General features: G+C 32.3%; 16 protein-coding genes. 15 read left to right on the top strand and 1 reads right to left on the bottom strand.

All coding sequences use genetic code 11. The annotated features are described in order from the left end of the window. Positions 1–157 precede the first annotated feature (157 nt). The 10 genes from rhuM (at position 158) to HNR33_RS07850 (ending at position 9,056) form a co-directional block, all read left to right on the top strand. Complete coding sequence (rhuM, locus tag HNR33_RS07805; protein WP_429081991.1) at positions 158–430, top strand: RhuM family protein; 273 nt, start codon at positions 158–160, stop codon at positions 428–430. 54 nt (positions 431–484) lie between these two features. Further along, positions 485–865, top strand: coding sequence for a nuclear transport factor 2 family protein (locus HNR33_RS07810; RefSeq protein WP_429081994.1), 381 nt, complete (start codon positions 485–487; stop codon positions 863–865). A 666-nt stretch (positions 866–1,531) separates the two neighbouring features. Then, positions 1,532–2,578 carry a ribosome small subunit-dependent GTPase A gene (gene rsgA, locus HNR33_RS07815; RefSeq protein WP_429081995.1) on the top strand — a complete coding sequence of 349 codons (1,047 nt, stop codon included), beginning with the start codon at positions 1,532–1,534 and terminating at the stop codon, positions 2,576–2,578. Next, the gene (locus tag HNR33_RS07820) at positions 2,575–3,552 is read left to right on the top strand and encodes a GNAT family N-acetyltransferase (protein ID WP_429081998.1); all 978 of its coding nucleotides are present in this window, start codon (positions 2,575–2,577) and stop codon (positions 3,550–3,552) included. The genes rsgA and HNR33_RS07820 overlap by 4 nt, the downstream gene beginning before the upstream one ends. Before the next feature lie 266 nt (positions 3,553–3,818). Then, a complete protein-coding gene (locus HNR33_RS07825) occupies positions 3,819–4,802 on the top strand; it encodes a helix-turn-helix transcriptional regulator (protein ID WP_429081999.1) in 984 nt (327 codons plus the stop codon). A gap of 79 nt (positions 4,803–4,881) precedes the next feature. Next, positions 4,882–5,331, top strand: coding sequence for a hypothetical protein (locus HNR33_RS07830; RefSeq protein WP_429082000.1), 450 nt, complete (start codon positions 4,882–4,884; stop codon positions 5,329–5,331). Next, positions 5,328–6,086 (top strand): SAM-dependent methyltransferase, encoded by a 759-nt coding sequence (locus HNR33_RS07835; RefSeq protein WP_429082002.1) that lies wholly within the window; start codon positions 5,328–5,330, stop codon positions 6,084–6,086. Before HNR33_RS07830 ends, HNR33_RS07835 begins: the two co-directional genes overlap by 4 nt. Before the next feature lie 73 nt (positions 6,087–6,159). Continuing rightward, positions 6,160–6,330 carry a hypothetical protein gene (locus HNR33_RS07840; protein WP_429082003.1) on the top strand — a complete coding sequence of 57 codons (171 nt, stop codon included), beginning with the start codon at positions 6,160–6,162 and terminating at the stop codon, positions 6,328–6,330. A gap of 613 nt (positions 6,331–6,943) precedes the next feature. Next, a complete protein-coding gene (locus tag HNR33_RS07845) occupies positions 6,944–8,032 on the top strand; it encodes a helix-turn-helix transcriptional regulator (protein ID WP_429082006.1) in 1,089 nt (362 codons plus the stop codon). A gap of 244 nt (positions 8,033–8,276) precedes the next feature. After that, positions 8,277–9,056: an EFR1 family ferrodoxin gene (locus HNR33_RS07850; RefSeq protein ID WP_429082008.1), complete on the top strand. Its 780-nt coding sequence runs from the start codon at positions 8,277–8,279 to the stop codon at positions 9,054–9,056. Positions 9,057–9,320: 264 nt separating this feature from the next. Here HNR33_RS07850 and HNR33_RS07855 read toward each other — a convergent pair whose 3' ends face one another. Then, complete coding sequence (locus HNR33_RS07855) at positions 9,321–9,893, bottom strand: helix-turn-helix domain-containing protein (RefSeq protein ID WP_429082010.1); 573 nt, start codon at positions 9,891–9,893, stop codon at positions 9,321–9,323. 223 nt (positions 9,894–10,116) lie between these two features. On the opposite strand from HNR33_RS07855, the gene HNR33_RS07860 reads away from it, so the two are divergent. The 5 genes from HNR33_RS07860 to HNR33_RS07880 all read left to right on the top strand — a co-directional run bounded on the left by HNR33_RS07860 (position 10,117) and on the right by HNR33_RS07880 (position 14,625). Next, positions 10,117–10,842, top strand: a complete 726-nt coding sequence (locus HNR33_RS07860; protein WP_429082012.1) for an AzlC family ABC transporter permease — start codon at positions 10,117–10,119, stop codon at positions 10,840–10,842. Then, positions 10,836–11,153: an AzlD domain-containing protein gene (locus tag HNR33_RS07865; RefSeq protein WP_429082014.1), complete on the top strand. Its 318-nt coding sequence runs from the start codon at positions 10,836–10,838 to the stop codon at positions 11,151–11,153. The genes HNR33_RS07860 and HNR33_RS07865 overlap by 7 nt, the downstream gene beginning before the upstream one ends. A 291-nt stretch (positions 11,154–11,444) precedes the next feature. Further along, the gene (locus HNR33_RS07870; RefSeq protein WP_429082017.1) at positions 11,445–12,368 is read left to right on the top strand and encodes a helix-turn-helix transcriptional regulator; all 924 of its coding nucleotides are present in this window, start codon (positions 11,445–11,447) and stop codon (positions 12,366–12,368) included. Between the two features lie 71 nt (positions 12,369–12,439). Further along, complete coding sequence (locus HNR33_RS07875; RefSeq protein WP_429082019.1) at positions 12,440–13,369, top strand: DUF3795 domain-containing protein; 930 nt, start codon at positions 12,440–12,442, stop codon at positions 13,367–13,369. A 59-nt stretch (positions 13,370–13,428) separates the two neighbouring features. Next, positions 13,429–14,625 carry a winged helix-turn-helix domain-containing protein gene (locus tag HNR33_RS07880; RefSeq protein WP_429082021.1) on the top strand — a complete coding sequence of 399 codons (1,197 nt, stop codon included), beginning with the start codon at positions 13,429–13,431 and terminating at the stop codon, positions 14,623–14,625. Positions 14,626–14,702: the final 77 nt, after the last annotated feature.

Consider the following 14,702-nt stretch of genomic DNA (forward strand, 5'->3'; position numbering starts at 1 on the left):
CTAATTAAAACAAACTTTTTCATTTTAAAATAAACTCTTTGCATTTTTAAAATAAACTCTTGTAATGAAAGAGTTTGTTCGATATAGGGACAAAAAATGGAAGGAGAAATGGAAAAATAAATAGAATTATTAAGAAAAAAGAATCATGGTTTAAGCCTTGAATCATTTCTCTTTTTTAAAGGTTAAGAAACACAAAGCCTTAATTTATAAAGTTCAGACCAATGAACAGTGGGAAGAAAAACTTAATGCTTTTCTAGAATTTAATGATCGTGAGGTTCTAACCAATACAGGTAGTATCTCTCATAAAGTGGCGAAAGAACTTGCTTTTAAAGAATATGAGAAGTTTAATCAACACCGATTAGAAATGCCGAAAGAGAATGGTTTTGATATCTACTTGGAAGAGCATGAATGGACGCATAAGAAACGATAATAAACGATTTTGAGTTCGAGAAAGAAGTGATCTAATGAAATCGGGGGAATGTATATGGATATTAAGAAAAAAGTATTGAATTTTTGGGAAGATGTTATTGAACAAAATCCTATAAAACTTCAAACATATTTTGAGTCAAATGCAATAATTAATTGGCATAATACTAATGAAAGTTTTACTCTTGAAGAATATATAATAGCAAATTGCGAATACCCTGGTGAGTGGTGTGGAGAGGTTGAGAGACTTGAAATAATAGATGATTTGGCTATTTCAGTTACAAGAGTATGGCTTTCAGATAAGAGTGTCTCTGTTCACGCTACTTCATTTATAAGGTTTTGTGGAGATAAGATAATAAGTCTGGATGAATATTGGGGTGATGATGGAGCTGCTCCTCAATGGAGACAAGATAAGAAAATTGGAAAACCAATAAAATAATGAAACTTATCTATATTAAGTCTATTGCACAATATCAAAATTATACTAATTAAATATCAAAGTGGGCAAGTTTAAAACTGTCCACTTTATATATACTATTTATCAACATTGGTTTAAAACAGAGCCTTATAATTCAATTTGCTCGACGTTAAATGCCAGCTTATCTCCATATAATTATTCATAAGTCAAAAGAACCTGAATACGAAAATGCTTTGGTGATTGAGAATAAAGAGACAAAAGAATTTCTTTTAAGTCGGGGTTTACTTAATAATGAAGAACATAGGATATTATATGTTGCAATAAGTAGAACAAAAAGAAAACTTTTTTTCAGATGAACAAGTTATATTTAACAGATGAAAATAGCAGTAAAAAACCTAAAATGAATTATGTTTATATAATTTATAATTGAAAAATTCACTTGTATTTTTTATTCCATTTTAATACAATATAAGGGTAACATAGCTTTCAATTTAATTTCGAAAGGGGTTGATTAAATTATGGCAGATATGAATATGGTGATGAATCAATAATTTAATACTTGAGTATACGTTGGAACTATGGTTTTTTTCGTGTGCTCTAGAAGAAACCCAACCCTTTTGTAAATACTGTATAAACAGGACTTGTCGATGGGCAAGTTTTTTTGTGCAAAAAATTGGAGGTAATATGGTGAGATTTGAAGAAATTTATAAGAACGAAACGATTTTGAAAAGAGAAAAAGACAATTTAATTATAGCGCGTGTTAGCGAAGTGCAGAGAGAATTATTCAAAGTACTATGTCGATATGGAGAAACAAATGCAAAACTAAAAGGTACTTTTTATAAGGATAAAATGAATAAAGAGTATCCTGCAGTAGGGGATTATGTTCTTCTACAATATAATGAAAGTGGAAATTCTTTAATTGAGGAAATATGTGAACGAAAGAGTTCTTTTTCAAGAACCGATTTTTCAGGGCATGCTGTTGGATATGTTAAGACAGTGAAAGCGCAGGTAATAGCTGCTAATTTTGATTATGTATTTATTCTTTCATCTTTGAATCATGATTTTAATTTGAATAGAATAACAAGATATATTAGTGTGGCTTTGCAAAGTGGCGGAAAACCGATAGTGATTCTGACAAAAGCAGATGTATGTGATAATCCAGATACTTATATAGCACAGGTAAAAAGTATATCAGAAAAGGCTGATGTTCTTGCTATTAGTGCCAAAACTGGATACGGAATGAAACAATTGAATGCGTATATACAGGCAGGAAAAACTATAGTGTTTTTAGGATCTTCTGGCGTAGGGAAATCAACGCTTGTAAATGCTATCGCAGGGGACGAAATCATGGTAGTAAGTGAGGTACGTGAAAATGATTCTAAAGGGCGGCATACGACAACTCACAGACAGTTGATTGAACTTTCTTCAGGGGCAATTGTTATTGACACTCCAGGAATTAGGGAACTTGGAATGTGGTACGTTGAAAATGGCATAAACGATACATTTTCGGATATAATTCAACTTTTTGCTAAATGTAAATATCGTAACTGTAGCCATAGCAAGGAGCCAGGATGTGCAGTAAATCAAGCAATTGAAGAGGGAAAACTTTCCAGAGAAAGATGGAAAACATATTGTCAGCTGTCAAATGAAAATGAATGGGGAAAGAATAAATCAGTATATACTAAAAAAGGGATGTTGAAAAATAAGATAAAAAGGGGGAAAAATAGAAAATGAAATTTGAAGATACAGAACAAAAATATGTAGAAGAAGCACTTGTATTAGCACTTGAAGAATATGGTATAGAGTGTACAAAATGTCCTCAATTAATGAAGCGAAGCTTTGAAAAAGAACTAGAAATTATTATTCAAAGATTATTTAATAATAAGTATGGAAAAGTGGCTGTTGAAAACGGAAAGATTATCGGATACCTAGCGTTTGAAGGGCCGTGGGATGGATTTCATGGCAATGTAAAAGGTGTGTTTTCGCCATTAGGAGGAAGTGCATTTTCAGGTGACAATAGAAATGTACTTGCTTCAAAACTACTACAAGAAGTTGCAGCAGACTTGGTTGCCGACGGAGTATGTAGTTTTGCATTAAGTAGATATGCTCATGATGAAGAAGTTGGAAGATCTTTTGTCATGAACGGATTTGGTATTAGATGTAGTGACGCCATTATGAAATTGAGTACCCGTACGAAAATAAGTGAATTGAATGAAGACATTAGATTCCAAGAGCTAGGGAAAGATGATAAAAGAGAAATATCAAGATTAAGAAAAGAATTAATAAAGCATTTGTGTAGTTCACCAGCATTTTTTCCTACAAAAATAACTCAGTACGATAATTGGTTTGAAAACGACAGGATTCGAGTATTTGTAGCAAAAGAAAAGAATAAGGTTATTGGATATATGTCATTAGATACAGAGGCGGAAACTTTTGTTTCTGAGAGTGATAATATTTATAATATTTGTGGAGCATATGTTGATAAAGAGCATAGGAATAAAGGTATAGCACAACAACTGTTAGAGTATCTTTGCGAAATTTCTGAAAAAGAAGGAATGGAATATCTGGGAGTTGATTGCGAGACCTTAAATCCTACTGCTTTAAGGTTTTGGAGCAAATATTTTGATAATTATACATATAGTTATGCCAGAAGAATTGATGAAAGAGTACTTGGTTATGATAAATATCTAGAAAATGAATGGAATTAGTTTTCTACGTTATAAGAGTAAACTTCGCATATATAACAAAATTCTTATGAATTATATTTAAAAAATTATCCCATATAATGCTATTCTTGAAGTTATGAAGAAACATATATAATATTTCAGCAACTTATATTAGTTCCTTTCGGAGTTTTCCTAGGGTCAGAGCTTAAAAGCATATTATCTTAGTCATGGCAGATAAATATCTAATTGCTGTATCTAGTACCATACAAGTTCTTCAAAATATTTCTATATGCGTATCTTCATAAAACATGTATAATAAATCGCAAAATAATTTTAGAGGTGATTTTATGAAGCTTGAGAGACTGCTCGCTATTGTAATGCTCTTACTTAACAGAAAGCAGGTTAATGCAAAAGAGCTTGCAGAGCATTTTGAGGTTTCGAAAAGAACTATTTATAGAGACATTGAAGCAATTAATCAAGCAGGTATTCCTATAGTTTCATACATGGGCGCTGAAGGCGGCTTTGGTATTATGGAAAATTACAAGATAAGCAAGAACTTTTTAGATGAGAATGAAATCAACTCGATACTAACCGCTCTTAAAAATCTAAATACAAGTATAAATAACAGAAGAATTTCAAATACCATAATAAAATTAGAGAGCATGTTGACTAAAAAGGATTTTAACAGTGATTATAAAAATAGATTTTCAATTAATATAGACTATAGCAGTTGGAGCAGTAATAACACTGATAAAGACAAGCTCAAAATTCTTAATAAGGCTATTGATGAAAAAAGGGTTATAGATTTCGATTATATAAATACGAAAGGTGAACATGCTCATCGCATAGTTGAGCCCATCTCCTTAATACTTAAAGACTTTGCTTGGTATCTACATGGATATTGTCATATCAAAGAGGATTACAGGTTATTCAAGTTAAAGCGTATGCATAAGGTAAATATGACGGCAGATTCATTCACTAGAAATTTTCCTCCTATAGAAATGCTAGATTACCATGAAGAATGGTACAAAGATAAGCCCATGCTGAATATTGTTCTGAATTTCACATCAGATGTGAAGACAAGAGTTGTTGATTACTTCAACGAAGAACAAATACATTTTAATTCAGATGGTACAACAACTGTAAGTTTTACTTTTCCAGAAGATGATTGGCTACTTGAACTGATTCTTGGCTTTGGCAGCCAGGTTGAAGTAATAGAACCGCCCCATTTAAGAAAGCTGATAAGACAAAAGGCTATTGAAATGGTTAATATTTATAATATAGATAAGTAAACAATTAAGTATGACATACACTTGTCATACTTAATTGTTTATACTCAAGATAACTTATAAATATTAAGGGGGTTATGTGTTGGATAATCATTATTATACTTTAAACAAAGTGTGTCCATGTGAAATCAAAGATCATTCAGTAAAGCAGGCAGCAGCTATTTTTGAGACATCATCTGATATAGCGTCATTTGTTGGCGAAATGGAGAAACAGCGTATTATAGGGAAAAAGATTTGGTATGACGAAAAGGAATATACAATTTATATTACAAAGATATTTGCTTGTGATAGTGGTGGAGGCTGCATAGAGAATGACAACTTAATTGGTAAACGGTGTCATTGTGATTACTATAACAGGTCCACCGAGTATTATCCTAAGCATTATTGTAAGTGTGCAGCTGAGTTTTATCGGCCCATGTTTTCCCCTTTATTTGGCGAAAATGTATTGATTGAGCCAATTGAAACGGTATTGTCTGGCGATGAACAGTGTACTTTTGCTATCAGACTTGATAGAAGGGAGAATAAAGAATGATGACATATGCTGAAAAGATGAAGTTAATAATCGATGATAAATACCCTTTGGCAGCTAAGTATGATCCCAAATGGATATATGAAAATAAGATGGGTAGTCAATGTCTTTGGTTAGTAGAATCATTATCACGAATTATGACACTAAAGCCAGGAATGAGAGTACTTGATATGGGCTGTGGAAAAGCTTTGACATCTATTTTTCTAGCTAAAGAATTCGGAGTTACAGTTTTCGCTAATGATCTTTGGGTTAGTCCGGATGAAAATTGGGAGCGTATAAGTAAAGCAGGAGTAGGAAATTTAGTGTTCCCAATAAGAGGGGAAGCGCATAATCTGCCTTATGCAAAAAACTTTTTTGATGCAATCATTTGCATAAATTCTTTTCAATTTTATGGAACAGCAGATACATACTTAAGCGATTACATGGCACATCTGCTTAGACCTAATGGAGAGTTTGGTTTGGTCACATGGGGACCAGATAAAGAGTTTAATGGAAAAGTACCAGATAATATGGAGAAGAATTGGTGGCCTGATTTTTACTATTTTCATTCACTAGAATGGTGGCGATGGCATTTTGAAAAAACAAAGCTATTTGAGTTTATAGAAGGAGATGACATGGATGGTGATGGTGTACGAATAACGCAGCAATGGGCAAGAATTATGGATAAATATGATGAGCTGCATAATAACAAAGTTATGAGGTGGAATCGGATGGTTACAAGAAGAAATTCTGCTCAGGCTGACGATTTTAGAATTTAGTAAATAGTGAACCCCTTCATGTAAACGTATAGACTATTAGATTTAGTCGATACATTTATTGGAGGGGTATTTTATGTCTGGAAAAAAGTTTGGTAAGCAATTTGAGGTTCAAGTTGCTAAACAAGTTATTGAGAAAGGAAAAAACATCACGGATAGCTTCTGTTCTTTACTACTTTTACTACCCTTTGCCCCTCTTTTGCGTGGTTTTCTAGACTATGAAGAATATATTGAGTTTTATGATTAAGATAGTCCTCACAAATTAACAGTTAATGAACTCATAGATACATTAAACGAAGACGAAAAAGGTGCAGTTATCTTAAAGTTTTATTATTATACCTTTAAACAAATATAAGAGACATTAGAAACCATTTTAGGAACTGGAAAATCTATTTTATATCGTGTATTAAATAAGCTTCGAAAAAAGGCTAAGGAGGTTGAAACTTGTGAAGCAGATAATTAAACAAAAATTAGATAAGATTGAGGTTACAGAAGAGCTACATGAAAAAAGCAAGATAGGAATACAAAAGGCAAGATTAGAAAATAAGGGAGGAAATGAATAAATACATGAAGCAATTAACGTTGAATATCTATTCCAATCACAACATATAATAGTTTTGAAGTAAGAAATGGTCAAAAATCAGACTAGAAAATGGCTGTTTTTTGACCTGATTTTTAAGGTTTTTTATATATGCTGTCGAGCAACTTTAATGATGAAAGGTGTAAAAATGAGCTTTTAGCAATAGGTAAATTAAAAATTGTCTATTCTATAAGGGAAAAAAATTAAATAATCTTCGCAATTATTATCAAAACAAATTATCATAATCATGCTATTCTGTTATGGAAAGGAGGAATGTTTTATGATGCAATCCGAAATTGAAAGAGCAGTTTCGTATGTTGAAGAAAATATAACAAGTGACCTTTCTTTAAATGATGTGGCACGACACTGTAACTATTCACCGTATCATTTCTCTGTGCTGTTTCATAAGGCTTTTGGCGACACCATGAAAAGCTACACGAAGAAGCGCCGTCTTACCTGTGCGGCAGAAAATCTTAAAAATACCGATATGAAAATTATTAATATTGCAATAAAATATGGTTATTCGTCGCAGGAAGCTTTTTCTCGTGCCTTTGCTGATATGTTCGGTATAGCGCCTAATAAATATAGACAGACACAAGTGCCGATTCAAGAAACATATCAAAAAAACATTTCTTCATTTTATGATAATGGAGGAAATGAAGTCATGAAAGACACAATTAAAAATCTGCAAGAAAAAATTGAAACAAAATATCCTGTGAATATTCTACATGTTCTCAACGGTTCTTGTATGCTTGAAAAATTCAAGAATGACAAGCTCATCAAAGAAAAAGCAACCTATGTCCCGTTTAATGAAGCAATGTGCTGGGGTGAAACTGATGCTGAAATATTTTCGTATTCTTTTATAGAAAAAAGAGTTAAATCATTGAAAACGACAGAGGAAGAATACCGAAAGATTGTACTCGAACCATTAAGACCTCTTTTTGAAGAGAAATTTGATATTATTGTCTTGTGGTTTGGTGATGATATGTTTTGTCAGATGAATTTGATTACAATTCTTGCATATCTCGAACAAGTTGGATATAATGGCGATGTTCTCTTCTGTATGGCACTTGAAAGAATTGACGATATGTTGTCCGATGCGTTTGAAATTGACATTAATGGCTACTTGGGTATTTACAAAGCTGTTTTATATAGCCATCAAAAGCCTGCTTCAGAAATGATGCCTGTTACTTATCAAGCAATAAAAATGTATTTAACTTATAAGGAAAGAGAAAGTCCGATTGTAAGGTACATAAAGACCAATTTAGGTAAAGGAGACCTCATAGCTGACCTATTGTCCCTTTTTCCCGAATATGGACTTGGTGATTTGCAATATCAAATAATGATTGATGAGTACGGCAGATCATGAACATACTTTGTATCACGGATATCATAGAAATTAGATAGAGAAAATTCAAAGGCATTGAGATGAAAATCTTGGTGCCTTTGTTTTTATATAAGGCACTTAAAAAAACAATTTAATATTTCTGATGTTTGGCTACTAGATTTTGAATTGACTTTTTCAAATGAAATATTTATAATATGAGTATACTCATACATGAGTAAACTCATATTTGGCGTTTGTAATTAATATATACCTAAGGGAGGTTGCTATGTTAGCAAAAAAAGAAATTAAATTATATTATTTTTCAGGAACAGGTAATACACTTAGAATTGCAAAAGAAGTTATAAAACAATTTGATATATATGGTTATAAAAGTGAACTTATTAACATGATTAGCATTGAACCAGCTAAAGTGAGGCTTGATTGTATCATTGGACTTGCATTTCCAGTTGCAGTACAGTCTACAAATCCTTTAGTATGGAACTTTATTAACGAACTGCCAAAAAGTAAAAAAACACCAATATTCATGTTTGACACTCTCGAGGCTTTCTCAGGTGGAGTGGTTGGGCCGGTTAAGAAAGTGCTGAAAGCAAAGGGGTATGAATGTATTGGTGCTAAGGAATTTAAAATGTCATCAAATATGTTGATTTCAGAAAAAAAAGCAAAAGAGCGTGATGAGAAAAATCTTAAAGCTACACTTGAAGTTAAAAGATTTGTAGAAGCATTAATACATGGGGAGGGAAAATGGAGAAGAATACCAGTTTTTTCTGATCTTATGAGAAATATTTCAAAAGAGGATTTAATTTGGGAAAAATTAAATCGTAAAATAAAAGTTGATAGGACAATGTGTGTTCAATGTGGCATGTGTGCCAAATATTGTCCTACCCTTAGTATAAAATTAACTCCATATCCTAGCATACAGAAGTCATGTATAAGTTGTATGCGTTGTGTAAATATTTGTCCTAAAAATGCTTTTACGTTGAAAGATAGGAAAGTATTTCAAATTAAAGAAGTACCTGTAAAAGAATTGGGATCTATCAATAATTAAAATCATGCCTAAAATTAAAGAAGGTTTAGCTTCCATGATTTCTGTGTAGCAGTATTATTTTTCTATTAAAACACATGTTGAAACAGTATAAGGTCAGAGAAGAATTATACTGATCTCAGGAGTATAGAGGATTTTGAGCTAGAATTAAAATGTGGTTTATGTTCCTTCATACTTTTGTATTGAGGGAATTATTTATTTGGGGATATATTTTATAGATAAACAATTAAAGCAAAAGAGTCCCCAAATGCAAGGTGACAGACTTTTTTAAAGATTGTTATAAGAGATGACAAAGTGTAAAACTGTTAAAGATGATGAGGGGTTGATATACTTATGGGTACGATCCCCTTTAAAACGAATCGAATCATATTCGTCTAAGTGATAAGTTTTTCCGTCTATATCTATTATCAATTGGCCAGACATAACAGTAACAAATTCTACAACGCCTCGTGGATGTGCTTCGGAAACATATTCTCCATTAGGCTGTAGGTAACCGCGATAAAGCTCTAACAAGTCGTGAGACTGAAACAAAGGTTCAGCGACTAGTACGTCATTAGTGCTGCTCAGTTTCAGGCTATCTTTTCTACGAGCAATAGAGATATTTGATTCGATAGATAATAATGCACTTATAGGAATATTTAGACCATTTGCAATTTTCCACATTACGGATAACGTAGGATTGGCTTCTCCGCTTTCTATCTTTATTAATGTTAATTTGCTTACTTCAATTTGATTGGCTAAAGACTCCAAACTAATTCCTTTATTCGTTCGAAATTGACGAAGGTTGGTCCCTATACGCTTTCCCAAATTTTCTTCTTCCCAAGGTTTTTCGGTGTTCATTTTTTTCCTCCTTTAATCCAAAGCTGTAATATTTGCACTAAAAGGTATAATATAATTAACAAAAAGTTTATTTTGATATATATGTTTTGAAATTTCTATGCTATAATAAACAAAAAGTTAATTTTATTATATCATTTTAGCATCTATTTTACACCACAGATTAACATTGTTGTTTTCTATATAGAAAGTGATATCTATATTGCTAGCACTATTTTGGGGAGTTATGTCCTGCGATAAAAAACGAGGAGGTGTTGTTTTTATGGATGAAAAAGAAAGAGCGATAAAAACTGGTTTTATGGATGCACTACCACTTGCAATTGCTATTGCTGCATATGGGTTATCCTATGGAGTACTTGCAACTCAAGCTAATTTTAGTTTACTAGGTATCGTAACAATGTCGCTATTGGTATTTTCTGGATCTATACAAATGGTTGCTGTTGGAATGCTGACGGCTGGGGGAAGTCTTATAAGTGTGCTTATTACCTCAGTTTTGTTGAATTTGCGTAACCTGTTATATGGAGCTGCTCTTGCCGAAGGTCTTGCCCCTGCTAAGAAGTGGCGGTGGTTGTTAGTTTTTGGTGTGTCAGATGAACCTTTTGTTTTGGGAAGCTCAAGGTTTAAAAAATATGGGCCAGATCCTCTTTATTTTGGGATTGTTGTTGGTACTTTTTATATTGCATGGGTTCTCTCTTCGTTTCTTGGCGGGGTAATTGGAAGTCAAGTTGATCCTCAAAAATGGGGTTTAGATCTAGCATTTCCTATTACTTTTGCAGCTATTCTTATTTCAAGTCTTGTAGAAAAGCCTGAAATTGTTACCGCGCTTGCTGCTGCAATATTAGCGATTGGGTTAGAATATTTTATGCCTGGTAATGAGTTCACGATTATTATTACTGGTGTGATAGCACCAATTATTGGTCTTTATTTAAAGAGGAGGTCTCAAAAATGCTAAGTCGTTGGATATTAATAGGATTACTTTCCGTTTCAACGTATATTTCGCGTATCATAGGCGTCGAAATAATGTCAGGACGAGAGATGAGTCCTACTTTACGTTTATATTTTAACTATGTACCAGTTGGGGTTATATCCGCACTTATTATCAAACAAATCTTTGTCCCCGTAGATGGACAGCTAATTATTTCACTTCCCATTCTTATAGGCTGTCTTTTCACAGCAATTGCGGTTAAAAAAGTAAAAATGTTTCTTCCTTCTGTCGTGTTTGGAGCAATTGTCGGATTGCTAACTCGTTACTTTTTTACCTAAATCTAAAGAGTGTTTTAGAGCCCTATGGATGTTGAGCACAGAAAGGTGTGCAGAAAATGTTATTCAAAATTAGTATTGTAAATGAGGCAGCCATTTTCCTTTATAGAAAAAATATATACAATAATGGTCTTCTCCGACTCTTTATTTAAGATATTTAAGAATGATATAATAAAAAAGAAAAATTATTCAAGAGTCACTTCTAAATAAAACAGAAAATATGGTAATGATATAATGTGAGTATCTAAGTTATATAAACATTGGATAATCTTAATAAAGAATTGGTGTGGGAGAATGAAAATAGATAGACTGCTTGGAATAGTTATATATTTGTTAAATCGTGATATTGTAAATTCTAATACCCTAGCTCAAAAATTTGAAGTTTCGACTCGAACTATACAACGAGACATTGAAACATTGAATTTAGCGGGAATACCTATTGTATCCATACAGGGAACTGATGGTGGTTATGGGATTGTTGACAGCTTTAAGCTTCAAAAACAAATAACTAATACAGAAGACTATCTATTTATTATAACTGCGCTGAGAGCGCTATGTTCAGCTTATGATAATAAAAAGATCGAACAAACCCTGGAACGTATAGTTTATGCCTCTAAATTAGATGAAGACAAGGAATCTAAAATAAGACTTGATCTTGGCGTTTCAAGGGAAGGCAGTAACATAGATAAAAATTTAAAAACTATTGAAAAAGCTACTGATGAAGAAAAGACTATAAAATTTATATATACAGACTCCTATGGGAGTAAAACATGTAGATTAGTAGAACCAGTTGGACTTATATACAAATGGTATGCATGGTATTTATTTGGGTATTGTCGTGACAAGAAGGATTACAGGTTATTTAAAGTGGTTCGAATACGTGATTTGAAAAAGCTAGATGAACATTTCTCTATAAAACATGAAAAGCTTGATAAGTTACTACATAAGCATGAGAAGAAAAATAAACTTAAATATATGGATGTAAAAGTATTATGTAAGAAAGAAATAAGGGTATCTATTGAAGAATATTTCCCTAAAGGAAGTATTAAACCCATAGAGGATGGAGATTTCGTTCTGGAGTTTAGTGTACCATCAAATGAAGTTGGCTGGAAGGGGATACTTTTAAACTACGGAAATAATATTAAGATAATCGAGCCTGAAGAACTAAAAACAGAATTTTTAAGAAAGGCAAAAGAAATTATTGATATTTATAGATAATATACGACATACAGTTGTCGTATATTCTCCTTTATAGTATAACTAAAGTTAATTATAGAGGGGGACATTTTATGACATATACAGTAGAGAGAATAGAAAAAAGTATTGCTTATTGTGGTCTTGTGTGCATACTTTGTAACGAAGGGAAGTCAGGAAGATGTACTGGCTGTATGGAAAAGTGTGATGGGTGTTCAATTAAAGCATGTAGCCAAGATAAAAAAATCGATGGTTGTTGGGAGTGCAAGGAATTTCCTTGTGATAAGGAAATGTTTAAAAATAAGCGCAATAGAGCATTTGTACAATGCGCTAAAGAAGAAGGAGTATACAAATTAGCTGAGTATTTAAAGAAGAATTATGACAATGGCATCTCCTATCATAAAGAAGATGGCACTAAAGGAGACTATGATATTTTAGATGATGAAGAAAAAATATTGCTTTTATTAAGAAAAAAAGAAAGTTCCTTTGAAAAATGTCCAATTTATGAAAGTAAACAATTTGTCTTTAGACTGGTGCAGGAAAATGATGCAAAGGATTTGCTTAAATGCTATTCAGATCCTGTTTCAGCAAAGGTTTTTAACAGCGATAATTGCACTAGCAATTTTATTTTTAAATCATTAGAGGAAATGGAAAATTGCATTAGATTCTGGCTTAATGAGTATAAAAATCAATGTTATGTACGCTTTAGTATAATTGACAAAATAAGAGGGAAGGCAGTTGGCACTATTGAAATTTTTGCAAAAGAGTGCGAATTCACTGAAACTGGTAAGGTAGGAATTTTAAGGCTTGATCTTGCTTCACAATATGAAGAAGAGGAATTTATTGGGGAAATATTTGATGTAATAAATGATAATTTTTATGACGATTTTGAAGTTGAGAATATTATTACAAAGGCCATTCCAGAGATAAAGCAAAGAATTTGTGCACTGAAAAATAGAGGTTTTATGGAACTACAAAGTAATACTATATTACCATATGATTATTACTTTATGAGGACCAAATAGTTACAATTGAAGTCACTTAGTTTTTTCCTTAGCTCAAGAAGTTAGGAGTGGTAAATAAAATGAGACAAGTTAAGCTTACAAATAAACAAGCTCGTCGCTTCATTCTGTTGAAGCAGGGATTAATGGGCAGTTATCAGTTTGTTAAAGAACAAGGTGTTTGTGACTATATTAAGCAAGCAGGTTGTATTCAATTTGATCCTATTGATGTGTGTGGTAAAAATGCTGAATTAGTGTTGCAATCAAGAGTGGATGGATTTTCTAAAGATATGCTGTATAAGCTTTTGTACATAGACAGAAAGCTTATAGATTATTTTGATAAGAATATGTGTATATTCAGTATAGATGATTGGAAATATTTTGCCCGACAGAGAGCTGGCTACGAAAAAAATGGTAGAAGCAAAGATCAAGTGAATGCAGTTGCAGACAACATAAAATCAATTATCAAAGAAAAGGGCTTTGTTTCTTCAAAAGATATAAACCTTAAAGAACGAGTTGATTGGGCTTGGAATCCTACTACTTTATCTCGCGCAGCATTGGAAACCTTATATTTTCGAGGTCAACTAATACTTCACCATAAAAAAGGAACAATTAAATACTATGCACTTGCAAATGAGTATATCCCTAAAGAGATTTTGAGTGCTAAAGACCCTAATTTAACTCAAGAGGAATATTTTGAGTGGAGAATTTTAAGACGTATTGGTGGGGTTGGATTGATATGGAATAAACCATCAGATGCATGGCTTGGAATTGATGGTCTTAAATCACCTGAGCGCAAAAATATCTTTAAGAAGTTGCTTGCAGAGCAAAAAATTATAGAAATTGTTATTGAAAATATATCAGATATTTTTTACTGTTTATCCGACGATGAGCCTTTGATTGATATAGTATTAAATAATAAGGATTTTGTAAAACGAGTAGAATTTATTGCTCCACTTGATAATATGATCTGGGATAGAAAGTTAATAAAGAAGATTTCTAACTTTGAATATAAGTGGGAAATATATACACCTATTGTTGAACGGCAATATGGTTACTATGTTTTGCCTGTGTTATTTGGAGATAGCTTTATTGGCAGAATAGAAGTAGCAAATAATAAAAAGCTTAAGGAACTCATCGTAAAAAATTTCTGGTTTGAAGATGACATTGTAAACCACTACAAGTTTAAGAAAGATATTTATGATTGTCTTAAGCGATTTGCTAATTTTAATAACTGCAAAAGTATAAAAATAGAGTGTGAAATATTACAAAACTTCTAACTTCATGTATCAGTATTATTTTTTATGATTTCAAGCTCATAGACTCTGTCTATGAGCTTTTCTTTTCATCCAAAATC

The sequence above is a fragment of the Brassicibacter mesophilus genome, from assembly GCF_050433385.1.
Classification (GTDB): Bacteria; Bacillota; Clostridia; order Tissierellales; family Proteiniboraceae; genus Brassicibacter; species Brassicibacter mesophilus.

What these genes read in the sequence shown, in the direction of transcription:
- HNR33_RS07845 (WP_429082006.1), top strand. Translation starts at nt 6,944, where the DNA reads ATGATGCAATCCGAAATTGAAAGAGCAGTTTCGTATGTTGAAGAAAAT.
- HNR33_RS07865 (WP_429082014.1), top strand. Translation starts at nt 10,836, where the DNA reads ATGCTAAGTCGTTGGATATTAATAGGATTACTTTCCGTTTCAACGTAT.
- HNR33_RS07880 (WP_429082021.1), top strand. Translation starts at nt 13,429, where the DNA reads ATGAGACAAGTTAAGCTTACAAATAAACAAGCTCGTCGCTTCATTCTG.
- HNR33_RS07835 (WP_429082002.1), top strand. Translation starts at nt 5,328, where the DNA reads ATGATGACATATGCTGAAAAGATGAAGTTAATAATCGATGATAAATAC.
- HNR33_RS07860 (WP_429082012.1), top strand. Translation starts at nt 10,117, where the DNA reads ATGTCCTGCGATAAAAAACGAGGAGGTGTTGTTTTTATGGATGAAAAA.
- HNR33_RS07870 (WP_429082017.1), top strand. Translation starts at nt 11,445, where the DNA reads ATGAAAATAGATAGACTGCTTGGAATAGTTATATATTTGTTAAATCGT.
- HNR33_RS07875 (WP_429082019.1), top strand. Translation starts at nt 12,440, where the DNA reads ATGACATATACAGTAGAGAGAATAGAAAAAAGTATTGCTTATTGTGGT.
- HNR33_RS07850 (WP_429082008.1), top strand. Translation starts at nt 8,277, where the DNA reads ATGTTAGCAAAAAAAGAAATTAAATTATATTATTTTTCAGGAACAGGT.
- HNR33_RS07855 (WP_429082010.1), bottom strand. Translation starts at nt 9,893, where the DNA reads ATGAACACCGAAAAACCTTGGGAAGAAGAAAATTTGGGAAAGCGTATA.
- HNR33_RS07840 (WP_429082003.1), top strand. Translation starts at nt 6,160, where the DNA reads ATGTCTGGAAAAAAGTTTGGTAAGCAATTTGAGGTTCAAGTTGCTAAA.
- HNR33_RS07825 (WP_429081999.1), top strand. Translation starts at nt 3,819, where the DNA reads ATGTATAATAAATCGCAAAATAATTTTAGAGGTGATTTTATGAAGCTT.
- HNR33_RS07810 (WP_429081994.1), top strand. Translation starts at nt 485, where the DNA reads ATGGATATTAAGAAAAAAGTATTGAATTTTTGGGAAGATGTTATTGAA.
- HNR33_RS07820 (WP_429081998.1), top strand. Translation starts at nt 2,575, where the DNA reads ATGAAATTTGAAGATACAGAACAAAAATATGTAGAAGAAGCACTTGTA.